The following is a 13,239-nucleotide window of genomic DNA, read 5'->3' as shown; positions in this document are numbered from 1 at the left end:
ATGGCACGTACTAAAGCTGCAGTACGAGAAGCGATTGGGCTGCCGGTACTGGATGGGGAAATGCTGACTGCAAACCAGAACGCCATGGCATCCATGATCGCTGCGCACAGCGAAGATCGTGACCTGGTCAACCAAATGCTAGGCCAGGCGCAAATGGCCGATGCTTTCGCCAAATTTTCCGTGACCGTCACGACTTCTAAACTGGCCCATGTCAAAGAACACAAGCTGTACCGGGCACTCAAGGGGCAAAAAATCCGTGACGGTCACGACTTTATGTCTGGCACTTGGCAGGAGTTCTGCAGCCTTATTGGTCGTTCCGTCGAGCAAATCGACGAGGACATTCGTAACCTGCGGTCCCTCGGAGAAGAGGCTCTAGAGTCCATGTCTCGTATGGGTATTGGCTATCGCGAAATGCGCCAGTACCGCCGTCTGCCCGAGGACCAGAAGTCGGCTCTGATCGAAGTTGCCAAGACCGGCGACAAGGACGCCTTCGTCGAGTTGGCTGAAGAAATCATCGCCAGACACGCCAAGGAAAAGGAGCAGCTGACCCAGCGCCTCGACGAAACCAACGCTGACTATGAAGCCCAGTCGGAGGTCATGGCAAAGAAAACCACTGAGCTGGATAAGACCAAACAAGAGCTGGAGAAAACCCGCAAGCGCATTCAGTCCTTGCCTGCCAGTGAAGTTGTCAGCGAGCTGCGTCAGGAGGTTGCCGCTGTGGCCTATGAGGCTGAAGCCACCATCTTGGGCGCGCTACGCGAAGGCTTCACCAAGCTCGCGGAACACTCCATTTCCGGCGGTGAAGATCAACGCCTGTTCAAAGCGGCGCTGATTCGCCAACTCGAAACTGTCTTGGCCGAAGTCCGCAGCGAATTTCATCTGCCTGTAGAGCTGGACGGCAATCCAGCCTGGCTAGAGCAGGCTTAAACCATGACGCCCATCCAAACACAACTTCTGGTCCAGATCGCCCAGCGGGCAGCTGATGCTCCGCACGGTCAGCGCACTGCCGTGTACCAGGCAGGTGCGGTGGAACTGGGCGTGTCCGTACAAACCCTGCAACGCAAACTCAAGGAGGTCACTGTGAGCAAACCACGCAAGCGCCGCAGTGATGCGGGCAACAGTGCGTTGCCCCTGGATGAAGCGCGGCTGATCTCGGCGGTGTTGTTGGAGTCAATCCGGGCCAATAACAAGCAGCTCTCGACTATCGAACGGGCCGTCGAGCGCTTGCGCAGCAACAACATGGTCCTGGCCGGTCGAGTCGATGAGGCGACCGGCGTGTTCCGCCCATTGACCAGCGGTGCTATTGCCCGTGCTCTGCGGGCTTACAAGCTCCATCCAGAGCAGTTGCTGCAAGACGCGCCTGCAGTATCGCTGGCCAGCAAGCACCCGAACCATGTCTGGCAGGTCGATGCGTCGATCTCCACCCAGTTCTACCTGGCCGATGACGGCGCACAGGCGATGAACAAGGCAGAGTTCTACGACGGCAAGCCAGGCAACCTGAAGAAGATTGAACGTCAACGGCTGTGGCGCTACGTCGTTACCGACCATACCAGCGGCACGTTGTACCTGGAGTATGTGCTGGGAGCCGAGTCTGCCGAGAACCTCTGTTCGGTGCTGATCAACGCCATGCAGAAACGCCATGACGCGGACCCGTTTCACGGTGTGCCATGGATGCTGATGACCGACCCCGGCGCGGCCATGACCAGTGGGATCTTTCGCAACCTGTGCCGGGCGATGAGCATCGAGTTGATCATCAACCAGGTCGGCAATGCCCGCGCCAAGGGTCAGGTCGAGCAGGCACACAACATTGTTGAGCGTGAATTCGAAAGCGCTTTGAAGTTTCAGGCTGCCGAAAGCTTGGAGCAGATCAACGATTGGGCCGGTAAGTGGATGCGCTACTACAACGCCACTTCAATCCACACGCGGACACGCCGCACCCGCTTTGGCGTCTGGCAGATGATCACTGCTGAACAGCTACGTCTGGCTCCCAGCGTCGAGGTTTGTCGCGACCTGGCCGTCAGCACGCCGGAACATCGCAAGGTCAGCACCTTGTTGCGGGTGTCGTTCCGTGGCGCGCAGTTCGATGTCGGCTCGGTACCTGGTGTGATGGTCGGTGAAAAGCTGCTGATCACCCGAAACTGCTGGCGTGATCAGGACACGGCGATTGCCGTACTGATCGGCGACGACGGGCGGGAGCACTATCACGTCATCGACAAGATCGGTATCGATCAGTTCGGCTTTGCCGAGACCTCAGCCACCATCGGCGAGCAATACAAGAGTCACGCCGAAACCCCGGCGCAGCTATCACGCAAGCTCCTGGAGCAGCTGGCCACAGGTACCACCAACGAGGCAGATGCCGAGGCTGCCCGCAAGGCCAAGGCTGTGCCGTTCGGTGGTCGCATTGACCCGCACAAACACGTGACCGACACCGTGCTCCCGGCCTACCTGCCACGCCGGGGCACCGACTTGAATGTCGGGGCACCCACGGTTGAGCTGGCACCTCTGACTCACGTCGAAGCCGCCAAAGTGCTGCGGCCTCGACTGGCCAATCTCTGGTCGGCTGACACCTTCAGCTGGCTACAGCAGCGGTACCCACAGGGAGTACCTCAAGAACAGCTCGACGCTATCGAGGCCGAGCTCAAGCGACCTATGGAGGTCATGCGCACACCGTTGAGCCTGGTACGGGCAGCGGCTGGAGGTGAGTGATGTTGAAGTTAAAGCAAGTACTGCAAGACGTTGGGCAGCGCCAAGCGGCCCTGGCCGAGTCGCTGAAGCTGAGTTCAGCAACGGTGGCTCAGTTGCTGAACCACGGACAGTGGCCACGCAGCCTGGACAAGGCTGAGCTGCAAGCACGGATCAGCGTATTCCTGGTCGATGTCGGTGCCAACGATGCCGATATCGCCAACGCCTTTGATGAAGTGGACCTGCCGTGCGCCAACACGGCAGATCCGGCCCTTTCGCAAGAGCCGTCCGGGGAGGACGAAACTATGTTACTGCCAAAGCAAACCCTGCTGCCAACTACTCGTAAGGCATTCAGTCTGTTCCGCGATCCGTTTGATGAACTACAAAGCGCGCAGGACATGTGGGTTAGCCCGGATATCCGCTATGTCCGCGAGGTGATGTATCAGACAGCACGTCACGGGGGGTTCCTGGCTATCGAGGGCGAATCAGGGGCAGGCAAAAGCACACTGCGCCGTGACCTGGTCAATCGGATTGCTGAGAACAATGACCCGGTGATCATCATCGAACCCTATGTTCTGGCCTCAGAGGACAACGACACCAAGGGCAAATCGCTGAAGAGCACCCACATTGCTGAGTCGATGATGGCGGCAGTGGCGCCTTTGGAGAAAGCCAAGAGCAGCCCTGAGGCACGCTTTGCCCAGTTGCACCGTGCACTCAAAGAATCTCACGCAGCAGGTTATCGCCACTGTCTGGTGATCGAGGAGGCGCATAGCCTGCCGATTCCCACCCTCAAGCACCTCAAGCGCATTCTTGAACTGGAAGTCGGCTTCACCAAGCTGGTCAGCATTATCATGATCGGCCAGCCGGAGCTGGGTGTGAAACTCAGCGAGCGCAACGCGGATGTGCGGGAAGTCGTCCAGCGCTGCGAGCGAGTAACCCTTTCACCAGTTGAGGGCAGTCGTCTCGCAGAGTTCTTGAAGTTCCGCTTTGAGCGGGCCGGTAAGCCGCTGGCTGAGGTGATTGACGACTCAGGCATCCAAGCGATTGCTGCTCGGCTTTCCCAACCGTCCCGTAGCGGCGGTCGAGATCAACAGATCTCGCTGCTGTACCCGCTGGCTATCGGCAACCTTATGACTGCTGCAATGAACCTGGCTGCCCAGTTGGGCGTACCGGTGATCAACGCCGACGTTGTGAAGGGGGTGTGACATGCCGGCCTTCAATGTCATTCGCCCAGAGGGGCATGTTTCGCTGAGCATCTTGGCCGAGGAATTCCCGGTCAAGTTGTCGGCCTTCAATGATCTGACCCGCGATATGCGTGAGAGCGGCATAGAAGTTCTTCGTCTGGAGTTTGCTGACAACAAGATCTTCATCAGCCCGTTGAGCGTGGATCTGATGTCGCGACGTTTCGGGCATGAATTGCGTGGAGTGCGCTACGCCACGGTTGGACGTTGCACGCGGAACACTGTGACGATCCGAGGCGTGGATGTGGTCTGGCTCAGCTTGGTGAAGGAGCAGGAACAATGATCGCGCTCTGCTGGTTTACCTATATCTACGTCTATCAGGTGGGGAAAGGCTCATGGAAAGGAGTCCGGCCATGACTGACAGCCAAAACCTCAAATGTCGTCGGTGCCGCTGGATCGGTGCGATGAAGCAACTCCTGTCGCGACCCCACCCGAAAGAGTCCTGGCGTAGGGACAAAGTGTGCCCGCGTTGCGGCTGCAAGACCTTCTCTCCCGTTGAGGAACCAACTCATGGCTGATGCACAACAATTCCAGGCTGTCATGATCCCGCCCGGTTTCGTCATGAACGGTGCAGGGCACCTGGTGCCGGAACACCAGGTACGCGACCACGACAAGTTGCGCGACGGTGTTGCTCGTGATCTTGGGGTTGCGGCCGAGCAACTCAGCATCGCGCTGGCCAGCTTCAAGAAAACGGCATTGGCCGATATCGCGGATCTGATCGCCGTATCTTCGGAGCGATACGGCGTCACCCTCGGCGGCCAGAAGGGTAATGTCTCGATCACCACCTATGACGGCCAGTACAAGATCGAGCGAGCCTATGCCGACCGCATCGTCTTCACCGAAGAGATCCTTGCTGCCCGGGAGTTGATCAACCAGTGCATCAACGCCTGGTCAGAGGGTGCCAACAATCACCTGCGGGTATTGGTCGACCGTGCATTCAGGGCGAATCGCCAAGGCCAACTCATGGTTAAAGACGTACTGAGTCTGCTGCGTGTTGAGATCGATGACCCGGATTGGAAGACAGCCATGCAAGCGCTGAAAGACTCTATCCAGGTGAACGGTACCGCCGTGTACATCCGGGTCTACAAACGCCAGGGCACCACCGACCAGTACCTGCCGATCAATTTGACTCTGGCGGGGGTATGACATGGACGACAACCGCATTCTCGACAAGATCAAAAAGTGCCTGGAGATGGCCAAGTCCAAGACCAGTAACCCCAACGAAGCCGAAATTGCATTGCGCCAGGCACGCAAGCTGATGGACCTGTACAGCCTGGAGATGGGTGATGTCATGGCCAGCATGGCTTCGGAGTCCGCCTTCCCAGCAGGCTCAGAAGGTAAGCCACCTGCTTGGCGAGTGCGTCTGGTTGGCGTTTGTGGTGAGGCGCTTGGTACACGCCTGATCATTTCCCAACGCTGGCAGGGGGCGTACTTCATCATGGTTGGCTGTGGCCCAGCCCCAGAGCTGGCTGGTTACGCGTACCAGGTACTGGGGCGCCAGCTGCAGAAAGCACGACGCGATTACCTGTCAACGCAAACTCGTTGCAAGCGCTCGACCAAGGTCGCCCGGGGTGATCACTTCGCCAATGCTTGGATCGACGCGGTGTATGACAAGGTCGCGGCCTTTGCCGGAGTTGAAGACAACATCGCCGAGGCCATTGAAGCTTATATGGCTAAGCACCATCCAGACCTGGGCACGTTCGAAATGAAGCGCCGCAAGCTCAAGGTGCGTGATGAAGGTGCTATTGATGCCGGATATGAGGCGGGCAAGTCGGCTCAGTTGCACCAGGCTGTGAGCCATAAACCGCTTGCTCGTCTGACTGCCGGAGCCTAGGCCATGCGTATCCAATGCCCATGCTGCGGCGAGCAGTTTCCGCTAGAGGCCGGGTTCCTTGACGATGAGGGCAAGCGCTTGGCTGCCCAATTCGCGGGGATGGAACCACGATTGGGGCGGGCAGTGCTGGCTTACCTGCGATTGTTCAGCCCGGCCAAGCGTGGTTTGCGGACTTCTCGGGCGATCAAGTTGGTTGAGGACCTGGTGCAATTGGTGGAATCCGGCAGCGTGACACGCGACGCTCGCACCACTGATAGCAAACCGGCGACCGCTGTCGTCTGGGCCGCAGGTATCGATCAGATGTTGGCCCAGCGGGAACGGCTCACGCTGCCGCTGGAGAACCATCACTATCTGAGGGCTGTGGTGTACAGCATCGCCAGTGACCCTAAGCAGGTTGCCAAAGTGCAGCCCCCGCGCACCAGTAAACCACGCACAAGGATGACCGCGCAGCAGCTGCACCAGGAGCAGATCGGACGAATCAACAGCGACGTGATGCTTGGCATCCTGAGTAAAGAGGAAGGCGAGCGCCGTATTGCTGAGTTGGGAGTATCAGTATGACGAATGACAAAAGGAAGAGCCTGATCAAACTGATCCATGTCGCACGGCGTGAATTGCAGATGGAAGATGACACCTATCGGCTGATGCTCGCGGGCATCCGGGAATTGGACGGGGCTACTTCGACCGCTGAGTTGAGTGTTCCAAAGCTGATGAAGGTTTTGGACGTACTTAAACAGAAAGGATTCAAGGTACGTCCAAACAAGGCAGGTATGCGGCCAAAGGCAGATGATCTTCAGTCGAAGAAAATCCGCTCACTGTGGCTCGCTCTGCATGACACAGGTGCGGTGCGCAATCCATCAGAAGAGGCCCTGGCCAAATTTGTCCAGGGCCAAACCGGTGTCGCTGCCTTGCAATGGTTGAGCACTGCACAGGCCAGCCAGGTGATCGAACACTTGAAACAGTGGCAGAGCCGCATGACGCCAAAGGAGGTTGTATGAAGGAGATCAGCAGCACTGCTGGCGACTTGCTCCAGGCCTTAGCGGATCACGTGGCCCAGTCAGCAAAAGAAACGCTACAGATCAGTGACGAACAGGCTGAGGCCCACGGCATTGAAGTGGCGATGCAGATGGCATCCGTCTGGGGCGGTCAGCAACTCTATATCCCCAAGGGAATCCACCTGCAGGCGTCGAAGCTGCATCAGCAGATTTTCGACGAATGGAAAGGACGGAACCAGCGCGAGATCGCCATGAAGCACGGCATCTCCTTGGCGTTCGTTTACAAGGTGATTAAGCGAATGAGGCTCGCAGTCATCGCTCGCGATCAGGGCGACCTTTTTCACAACCATCTCGAAGAATAGGGCCAGGGGCAGTGATGCCCCAACCCTTGCACCACTTGCAACGTTATTGCAGTCTCTATCCCACCTTTACCCATCGTCTACCGGCTTATCCCGGATTTATCTCAGACTTCCCTTAGTATTTATCTCAGTCCTAAACAATTAAGGCTGGCTTAAGCTGGCCCGCTCACTATCCAGCCCTTCCCCGCCCCCCTGGCGGACTCAGCGCTAACAAGGAAACCGCGATGGCCTGGAAAAATACCGAATCCCGCTATGGCAACCTCAGCATCGCCCTGCACTGGCTGATGCTAGTGATGATTGCCGGCCTGTATGCCTGTATCGAACTCAAGGGCAACTTTCCCAAGGGCAGCGACACCCGCGAGCTGGTCAAACAATGGCACTTCATGCTCGGGCTCGGGGTTTTCGCGCTGGTCTGGCTGCGCCTGTTCGCCCGCCTGATCGCCCCGACGCCAAAAATCAAACCGGCACCACAAGGCTTGCAGCAAGCCCTCGGCAAGCTCATGCACCTGGCGCTCTACGCCCTGATGATCGGTGCGCCGCTGGCCGGTTGGTTGGTGCTCAGCGCGGCCGACAAGCCGATTCCGTTTTTTGGCCTGGAACTGCCCGCACTGATCGGCAAGAACCCGCCGCTGGCCGGCGAGATCAAGGAATGGCACGAACTGGCCGGCGTCGTCGGCTACTGGTTGATCGGCCTGCACGCCGCTGCCGCCCTGTTCCACCACTTCATCAGCCGCGACAACACCGTCGTGCGCATGCTCCCCGGTCGCGACTAAGCCGCCTTCGGCGTAGCAGTGGATGTCTGTAGGAGCTGCAGGTTGCGGCAATTCCTGAAGAGTCGGCCATACAGCAATCCATTTATGTGCTTTACGAACGAGGTCTTGAACTGCAGTCCTCCGTCTTTGTAGATGCGTTCCTTGTCCACGACCACGAAATAAAGCTTGATCGGAAGCTCCACGAGGTCGGCCAGGATACGAACACGTCTATCAGTGTCTTTCGCCCGCACCTTACTTGATTTGATTTCACCCGTTTGGAAGTGCTGCCGGCGAAGATCTTCTGCACCCTGATAAGCCGCTTGTAGGTCTTTCTCAGACACAAGGATGGAGCACACCACGAAGAAGCCAGAGCTTCCCGCCTTGGATGTGTCTAGATCAGAGTTACCCGACTCATCAACATAGGCATACGTTCTGTCCAATCAGGAACTCTCCCTCATCAGTAGGTGGCTGTGCTGCTACCAGGTGCAGGGCCTTCACTGAAGGTGTAATTGATGACCACATCATCGCGGATGAGGACATCCAGAGTCTTCTGCGTACCGGTGGTGGTGACCTTCATCGTCACCACATAGCTCTGAGCATGCGCAGAGCCAGACGTGTACATGTAAATCCACTTCTCATCGGTCTCGCTTACAGCACTCTTCGTGTAAGGCTCACCGAAAAGTGCTTTCAGCTCAGTCGTCGTAGTCTTTCCTTTGGTGATGTTACCCACACTTGCCGAAGGAAAATCTCGGCCAGCGGTGTAATGGGATGTCGCGCAAGCACTGAGCACAAAGCACATTCCAACGACAGCGATGAGCCTGTTCATAGTCTTCCTTGATGCCTGAAAAACTTGAGCTTATCTCGCAGAGCGGCTAAATGCCATCACTCAGCTATGCCGTACACGTTTCATTATCTTCCATCGTTAGTCGCGGGCATCCGGAGCTTCTCAGACACCCGTGACTGCGGCATTCAATCGCCGCAGTCTCTCTGAATAGGTTCCGAAGGAATTCCTTACGCGGACAACCACCGAAGCATCAGTGAGCCTCACCTTCAGACTTCGTTAAGAAATACCTTGGATACTCCTCTCCAACCTATACAGGGAGGCGATCTGCCAATGCCCCATTTCGACTGGAACACTCCCCTGCCCCTGCGCTTCGGCCAAGCCGAGACGCCGCAGCTGACATTGACCGGTGCCATGCCAGGCGACAGCCTGCGACCCGCATTCGAAGCGTTTATTCAGCAACGCTTTCGCAAGGCTCACGGCGCCGACATCCGTCATTTCATGCCACAGCTGTTTGGCATGAGCAAAGCCTATGGCGAGTTATGTGCGGTCGCCGGGGTGCGCCTTGCACATGACGAACCACTGTTCCTGGAACGTTATCTAGACGAGCCCATCGATCCGCTGATCAGTGCTGCTGCCGGATACCCGGTGGGTCGGGCCAGCATTGTCGAGGTCGGCAACCTGGCTGCCTGCGATACCGGCAGTGCGCGACTGAGCATCATCGCCATCACCTGGTTACTGGCCATGGGCGGCCTGGAATGGGTGGCATTTACCGGCAACATCGGCTTGGTCAATAGCTTCCATCGCCTCGGTCTGAAACCGGTGACGTTGTGCGCAGCCGACCCGGCCCGACTGGGTGACGATCGCTACAGTTGGGGCAGCTATTACGAGAGCAAACCCTGGGTACACGTCGGTAACATTCGCGCGGGATTCATCCATTTGCGCAACAGTGGTCTGTTCACTCGGCTGGGTCTGCCGTCATCCATTGAGGGCACTAGCCATGTCGCTTGAGTTACAACGTTTCCAGAAGACCCTGCATAGCCATATGGAGTGCAACCCACACGCGATTGCACTTTGGGATGATCGGGTGAGACTCGATTACGCCACTCTTTACGCCGAAGTGTCGTACCGCCAGCAACGCCTACGCGACAACCACGTTCAGGTTATAGCCTTGGCACTGGATAACGGCGTTGAAGCAATACTCTGGGATCTTGCCGCGCTGTTCGAGGGCTTGACTTGCGTAACCTTGCCGCCCTTCTTTAGCCCAACACAGCGCGCCCATTGCCTGGAGCAAAGTCAGGCGGCAAGGGTGATTTCGGAACCGGAGCTGGATGCTGAATTGCTTGCCTTGGGCTATGAAAAAAGCGGCGAGTTCTGGCGCCGTACATTCGCCGGCCCGAACCGGATGCCCCCAGGCACGGCCAAACTGACCTTCACCTCCGGTACCACCGGTACCCCTAAAGGCGTGTGCCTGAGCGCGGAAAACCTACTACAAGTAGCAAGAGAGCTGGATCAAGCCAGTAAACCTGCTGACCCGCAGCATCACTTGGCATTGTTGCCACTAGCAATCCTGCTGGAAAACCTCGGTTGCTACGCCGCACTGTACGCTGGCGCAACCTTGAGCTTACCGAGTCAAAAAGCCTTGGGCATTCAAGGCGCCAGCGGCGTCAACTTACCCCGGCTACTCGAGCGCCTTACCAAGCGCGCACCCGAGAGTCTGATTTTGGTGCCGCAGTTGCTGCAGATGTTGGTCAGCGCCACTGAGCAGAAAGCCTTCGACCCACAGAAATTGCGATTTGCTGCTGTAGGAGGAGCGCGCGTCTCTGAGGACTTGTTGCTCCGAGCTGAGCGCGTCGGTCTGCCGGTTTACGAAGGTTACGGATTATCTGAGTGCGCCTCTGTGGTGTGCCTCAATCGTCCCGGTGCACAGCGCCTGGGAAGCGTTGGTAGACCCTTGCCTCACATCCAGGTGAAGCTGGCAGAAGATGGTGAAGTACTGATCAAGGGCTCGGCACTGCTCGGCTATCTGGGCGATGCACCTTACGCCGAGGATTGGTGGCCCAGCGGCGACCTCGGAGAGCTAGATCCGGAAGGCTTCCTTTACCTCAAAGGTCGCAAGAAGCATCAATTTGTCACCAGTTTCGGACGCAACGTCAACCCGGAATGGGTAGAGGCCGAACTCACCCAACGCCGCCACATTGCCCAAGCTTTTGTGTACGGGGAATCGCTTCCACGCAATCACGCTCTGTTGTGGCCCCATCGTACCGATTGTACTGATGCAGAACTTGCTGGGGCTGTAGCGGAAGCTAACGACGCATTGCCCGACTACGCCCAAGTTCATAGCTGGACGCGCCTGCCCTATCCCTTCACGGCTGCCAACGGCCTGCTGACTGCCAATGGCCGCCCGCGCCGCGACGCAATTGTCGAGACGTTTCACGCGCAACTTACCGAATCTGCCGTATCTGAGGAGTCTGCATCATGAGTTTTTTCGACACGCTTCAAGAAGCTACACATCAAGAGCGCCACGAACTGTTCAACCTGCCGATAATCCTCGACGCACTTGAAGGTAAGGTCAGCCTTGAGAGTTATCGGGAATTTCTTGCGCAAGCCTACTACCACGTCCGCCACACGGTGCCACTGATGATGGCCTGCGGCGCGCGACTGCCAAGCCACCTCGAATGGCTACGCAAAGCGGTATGCGAGTACATCGAAGAAGAATACGGCCATGAACAGTGGGTGCTTAACGATATAGCCGCCTGCGGCGGTGACCGTGACGCCGTGCGTGACAGCCAACCCTCAATGCCGATTGAACTGATGATCAGCTTTCTTTACGACTTGATTGCTCGAGGCAACCCGGTAGGCCTGTTCGGCATGGTCAATGTGCTGGAAGGCACAAGCATTGCCCTGGCCACCCATGCAGCGGGCAGCATCCGCGAGCATCTGGGTCTTCCAGAAAGCGCCTTCAGCTATCTCAGTTCCCACGGTTCACTGGATATCGAGCATATGCAGACCTACCGCCGCCTGATGAACAGGCTGGAAGACCCCGCAGACCAGGCGGCTATCATCCATGCGTCAAAAGTGGTGTATCGGCTGTACATCGATATGTTTCGTGGCTTGCCCCGGGCTGCGGAGGTTCATCATGCAGCTGCATGATGCCCGGGTGGTTTTGACTGGCGCCAGCGGTGGGATCGGCCAGGAAATTGCCAGGGCTCTGTGCGCCGCCGGCGCCCAGGTGCTGGCGGTAGCTCGACATCAGGAATCCCTGATGCCGTTGCTTGAGCGCTATCCGCAAAACTTGTTCTGGGTAGCCGCCGACCTCACGCTCCTCAATGATCGTCGCAAAGTACTGGCCGCCGCCGAAGCCATTGATGGCATCAACTTGTTGATCAATGCTGCCGGCGTCAACCACTTCGCCATGCTCGAACAGCTGGATGACAATGAAATCAACGCGATGTTGAGCGTGAACGTCAGCGCCCCAATTTGCCTGACCAAACTGCTTCTACCGTTGCTCAAGCAGGCCGACAGCGCCATGGTGGTCAACGTCGGTTCAACCTATGGCTCGATTGGCTACCCTGGATATGCCAGTTACTGTGCCAGCAAGTTTGCACTTCGCGGCTTTTCCGAAGCCCTGCGCCGGGAGCTTGCCGACACCCGGGTCGGCGTCCTCTATGTCGCACCACGCGCCACCCGTACCTCGATGAACAGCTCTGCCGCCCAAGCGCTCAACGATGCACTCAAGGCAAGCGTCGATGATCCACAGGCGGTGGCAGCGGCGGTGATCCACGCCATTGCTGGTGACCGTCGCGATCTCTATCTGGGGTGGCCGGAGCGATTTTTTGTGCGGTTGAACAGCCTGTTGCCCAACTTGGTGGATCGTGGCCTGCGCAAGCAATTGCCGCTGATCCGGCGTCTTAGTCACACCCACGAAAATGAGCACCTCAAACCATGAAAAAGACCGTTGCCTGCCTGCTGCTCGGCATGTTGAGCCAAGGCGTCTGGGCGCTCGACAACTCGGATCAGCAACGCCTTAATGACATTCAGCAAAGCTGGGCGCACATACAATATGAACTGCCAGAGCAACAGCGCGTAGCGGCGTTCGCGCAATTGGCGGCACAAACATCGTCGTTCACGCGAGATCGCCCAGTGTTAGCCGAAGCGTGGATCTGGTCAGGAATCGTTACCAGCAGTTGGGCGGGTGCTCAAGGCGGGCTGGGCGCCCTAGGTAAGGTCAAAGATGCCAAGGCCGATCTGGAAAAAGCCCTAACTCTAGACGCCGATGCCTTGCAAGGCTCGGCCTATACCAGCCTTGCTGCACTCTACGACAGAGTACCCGGCTGGCCGATCGGTTTCGGTGATGCTGACAAGGCAGAGCAACTGCTTCAGAAAGCGTTGCAACTCAATCCTGCCGGCATCGATAGCCTATATTTCTGGGGCGATCACCTCTACCGCCAGAAGCGCTACGCTGAAGCCAAGGTTGCCCTGCAAAAGGCACTACAAGCGCCTCCGCGACAGGGCCGGGAAAGTGCTGACGTTGGACGGCGCAAAGAAATCGCCGCGCTACTGGAAGACGTTAACAAGAAACTCGACTGACTGGAGTT

General features: G+C 57.6%; 17 protein-coding genes. 15 read left to right on the top strand and 2 right to left on the bottom strand.

The features are described from left to right. From ACZ9A3_RS10175 to ACZ9A3_RS10130, 10 genes are all read left to right on the top strand, one after another. Positions 1-927: a hypothetical protein gene (locus ACZ9A3_RS10175; protein WP_476252508.1), complete on the top strand. Its 927-nt coding sequence runs from the start codon at positions 1-3 to the stop codon at positions 925-927. 3 nt (positions 928-930) lie between these two features. Further along, positions 931-2,706, top strand: coding sequence for an integrase (locus tag ACZ9A3_RS10170; protein ID WP_476252507.1), 1,776 nt, complete (start codon positions 931-933; stop codon positions 2,704-2,706). Further along, on the top strand, positions 2,706-3,887 hold the full coding sequence (locus ACZ9A3_RS10165) for an ExeA family protein (RefSeq protein WP_476252506.1): 1,182 nt from the start codon (positions 2,706-2,708) through the stop codon (positions 3,885-3,887). The genes ACZ9A3_RS10170 and ACZ9A3_RS10165 overlap by 1 nt, the downstream gene beginning before the upstream one ends. A gap of 1 nt (position 3,888) precedes the next feature. After that, positions 3,889-4,206 (top strand): hypothetical protein, encoded by a 318-nt coding sequence (locus tag ACZ9A3_RS10160; protein ID WP_476252505.1) that lies wholly within the window; start codon positions 3,889-3,891, stop codon positions 4,204-4,206. A gap of 227 nt (positions 4,207-4,433) precedes the next feature. Beyond that, positions 4,434-5,069, top strand: coding sequence for a DUF3164 family protein (locus ACZ9A3_RS10155; RefSeq protein WP_476252504.1), 636 nt, complete (start codon positions 4,434-4,436; stop codon positions 5,067-5,069). A 1-nt stretch (position 5,070) separates the two neighbouring features. Then, positions 5,071-5,757 (top strand): DUF2786 domain-containing protein, encoded by a 687-nt coding sequence (locus ACZ9A3_RS10150; protein ID WP_476252503.1) that lies wholly within the window; start codon positions 5,071-5,073, stop codon positions 5,755-5,757. 3 nt (positions 5,758-5,760) lie between these two features. After that, the gene (locus ACZ9A3_RS10145) at positions 5,761-6,315 is read left to right on the top strand and encodes a hypothetical protein (protein WP_476252502.1); all 555 of its coding nucleotides are present in this window, start codon (positions 5,761-5,763) and stop codon (positions 6,313-6,315) included. Further along, a complete protein-coding gene (locus ACZ9A3_RS10140; protein ID WP_476252501.1) occupies positions 6,312-6,752 on the top strand; it encodes a gp16 family protein in 441 nt (146 codons plus the stop codon). The genes ACZ9A3_RS10145 and ACZ9A3_RS10140 overlap by 4 nt, the downstream gene beginning before the upstream one ends. Next, a complete protein-coding gene (locus ACZ9A3_RS10135) occupies positions 6,749-7,111 on the top strand; it encodes a Mor transcription activator family protein (protein ID WP_433886098.1) in 363 nt (120 codons plus the stop codon). The genes ACZ9A3_RS10140 and ACZ9A3_RS10135 overlap by 4 nt, the downstream gene beginning before the upstream one ends. Positions 7,112-7,332: 221 nt before the next feature. Beyond that, positions 7,333-7,881: a cytochrome b gene (locus tag ACZ9A3_RS10130; protein WP_476252500.1), complete on the top strand. Its 549-nt coding sequence runs from the start codon at positions 7,333-7,335 to the stop codon at positions 7,879-7,881. Here the strand turns inward: ACZ9A3_RS10130 and ACZ9A3_RS10125 are convergent. Together ACZ9A3_RS10125 and ACZ9A3_RS10120 are read right to left on the bottom strand one after the other, a co-directional pair. Further along, positions 7,878-8,300, bottom strand: coding sequence for a DUF3800 domain-containing protein (locus ACZ9A3_RS10125; RefSeq protein WP_476252499.1), 423 nt, complete (start codon positions 8,298-8,300; stop codon positions 7,878-7,880). The genes ACZ9A3_RS10130 and ACZ9A3_RS10125 overlap by 4 nt on opposite strands. Positions 8,301-8,317: 17 nt before the next feature. After that, a complete protein-coding gene (locus tag ACZ9A3_RS10120; protein ID WP_401294008.1) occupies positions 8,318-8,686 on the bottom strand; it encodes a hypothetical protein in 369 nt (122 codons plus the stop codon). 288 nt (positions 8,687-8,974) lie between these two features. Between ACZ9A3_RS10120 and ACZ9A3_RS10115 the strand changes: the two genes are divergently transcribed. Genes ACZ9A3_RS10115 through ACZ9A3_RS10095 form a run of 5 tightly spaced genes read left to right on the top strand, consistent with a single transcriptional unit; the run spans position 8,975 to position 13,231 of the window. Beyond that, the gene (locus ACZ9A3_RS10115; RefSeq protein WP_401294005.1) at positions 8,975-9,652 is read left to right on the top strand and encodes a thermostable hemolysin; all 678 of its coding nucleotides are present in this window, start codon (positions 8,975-8,977) and stop codon (positions 9,650-9,652) included. Then, entirely contained in the window at positions 9,642-11,123 is a 1,482-nt protein-coding gene (locus tag ACZ9A3_RS10110) for an AMP-binding protein (protein WP_401294002.1), read from the top strand. Before ACZ9A3_RS10115 ends, ACZ9A3_RS10110 begins: the two co-directional genes overlap by 11 nt. After that, the gene (locus ACZ9A3_RS10105) at positions 11,120-11,794 is read left to right on the top strand and encodes a TenA family transcriptional regulator (RefSeq protein WP_401293999.1); all 675 of its coding nucleotides are present in this window, start codon (positions 11,120-11,122) and stop codon (positions 11,792-11,794) included. Before ACZ9A3_RS10110 ends, ACZ9A3_RS10105 begins: the two co-directional genes overlap by 4 nt. Then, on the top strand, positions 11,781-12,590 hold the full coding sequence (locus ACZ9A3_RS10100; protein ID WP_115086622.1) for an SDR family oxidoreductase: 810 nt from the start codon (positions 11,781-11,783) through the stop codon (positions 12,588-12,590). Before ACZ9A3_RS10105 ends, ACZ9A3_RS10100 begins: the two co-directional genes overlap by 14 nt. Next, positions 12,587-13,231: a tetratricopeptide repeat protein gene (locus ACZ9A3_RS10095; RefSeq protein WP_401293996.1), complete on the top strand. Its 645-nt coding sequence runs from the start codon at positions 12,587-12,589 to the stop codon at positions 13,229-13,231. Before ACZ9A3_RS10100 ends, ACZ9A3_RS10095 begins: the two co-directional genes overlap by 4 nt. Positions 13,232-13,239: the final 8 nt, after the last annotated feature.

This window comes from Pseudomonas sp. TE4620 (assembly GCF_056279045.1).
Note: the sequence above shows the minus strand (reverse complement) of the source record. Positions and strands in the feature narration are given on the sequence as shown.

Bases quoted from the DNA above. Each gene is read 5' to 3' on its own strand.
- ACZ9A3_RS10155 (WP_476252504.1), top strand. From the start codon at position 4,434: ATGGCTGATGCACAACAATTCCAGGCTGTCATGATCCCGCCCGGTTTC.
- ACZ9A3_RS10105 (WP_401293999.1), top strand. From the start codon at position 11,120: ATGAGTTTTTTCGACACGCTTCAAGAAGCTACACATCAAGAGCGCCAC.
- ACZ9A3_RS10100 (WP_115086622.1), top strand. From the start codon at position 11,781: ATGCAGCTGCATGATGCCCGGGTGGTTTTGACTGGCGCCAGCGGTGGG.
- ACZ9A3_RS10170 (WP_476252507.1), top strand. From the start codon at position 931: ATGACGCCCATCCAAACACAACTTCTGGTCCAGATCGCCCAGCGGGCA.
- ACZ9A3_RS10165 (WP_476252506.1), top strand. From the start codon at position 2,706: ATGTTGAAGTTAAAGCAAGTACTGCAAGACGTTGGGCAGCGCCAAGCG.
- ACZ9A3_RS10130 (WP_476252500.1), top strand. From the start codon at position 7,333: ATGGCCTGGAAAAATACCGAATCCCGCTATGGCAACCTCAGCATCGCC.
- ACZ9A3_RS10095 (WP_401293996.1), top strand. From the start codon at position 12,587: ATGAAAAAGACCGTTGCCTGCCTGCTGCTCGGCATGTTGAGCCAAGGC.
- ACZ9A3_RS10120 (WP_401294008.1), bottom strand. From the start codon at position 8,686: ATGAACAGGCTCATCGCTGTCGTTGGAATGTGCTTTGTGCTCAGTGCT.
- ACZ9A3_RS10115 (WP_401294005.1), top strand. From the start codon at position 8,975: ATGCCCCATTTCGACTGGAACACTCCCCTGCCCCTGCGCTTCGGCCAA.
- ACZ9A3_RS10140 (WP_476252501.1), top strand. From the start codon at position 6,312: ATGACGAATGACAAAAGGAAGAGCCTGATCAAACTGATCCATGTCGCA.
- ACZ9A3_RS10135 (WP_433886098.1), top strand. From the start codon at position 6,749: ATGAAGGAGATCAGCAGCACTGCTGGCGACTTGCTCCAGGCCTTAGCG.
- ACZ9A3_RS10175 (WP_476252508.1), top strand. From the start codon at position 1: ATGGCACGTACTAAAGCTGCAGTACGAGAAGCGATTGGGCTGCCGGTA.
- ACZ9A3_RS10145 (WP_476252502.1), top strand. From the start codon at position 5,761: ATGCGTATCCAATGCCCATGCTGCGGCGAGCAGTTTCCGCTAGAGGCC.
- ACZ9A3_RS10110 (WP_401294002.1), top strand. From the start codon at position 9,642: ATGTCGCTTGAGTTACAACGTTTCCAGAAGACCCTGCATAGCCATATG.
- ACZ9A3_RS10150 (WP_476252503.1), top strand. From the start codon at position 5,071: ATGGACGACAACCGCATTCTCGACAAGATCAAAAAGTGCCTGGAGATG.
- ACZ9A3_RS10160 (WP_476252505.1), top strand. From the start codon at position 3,889: ATGCCGGCCTTCAATGTCATTCGCCCAGAGGGGCATGTTTCGCTGAGC.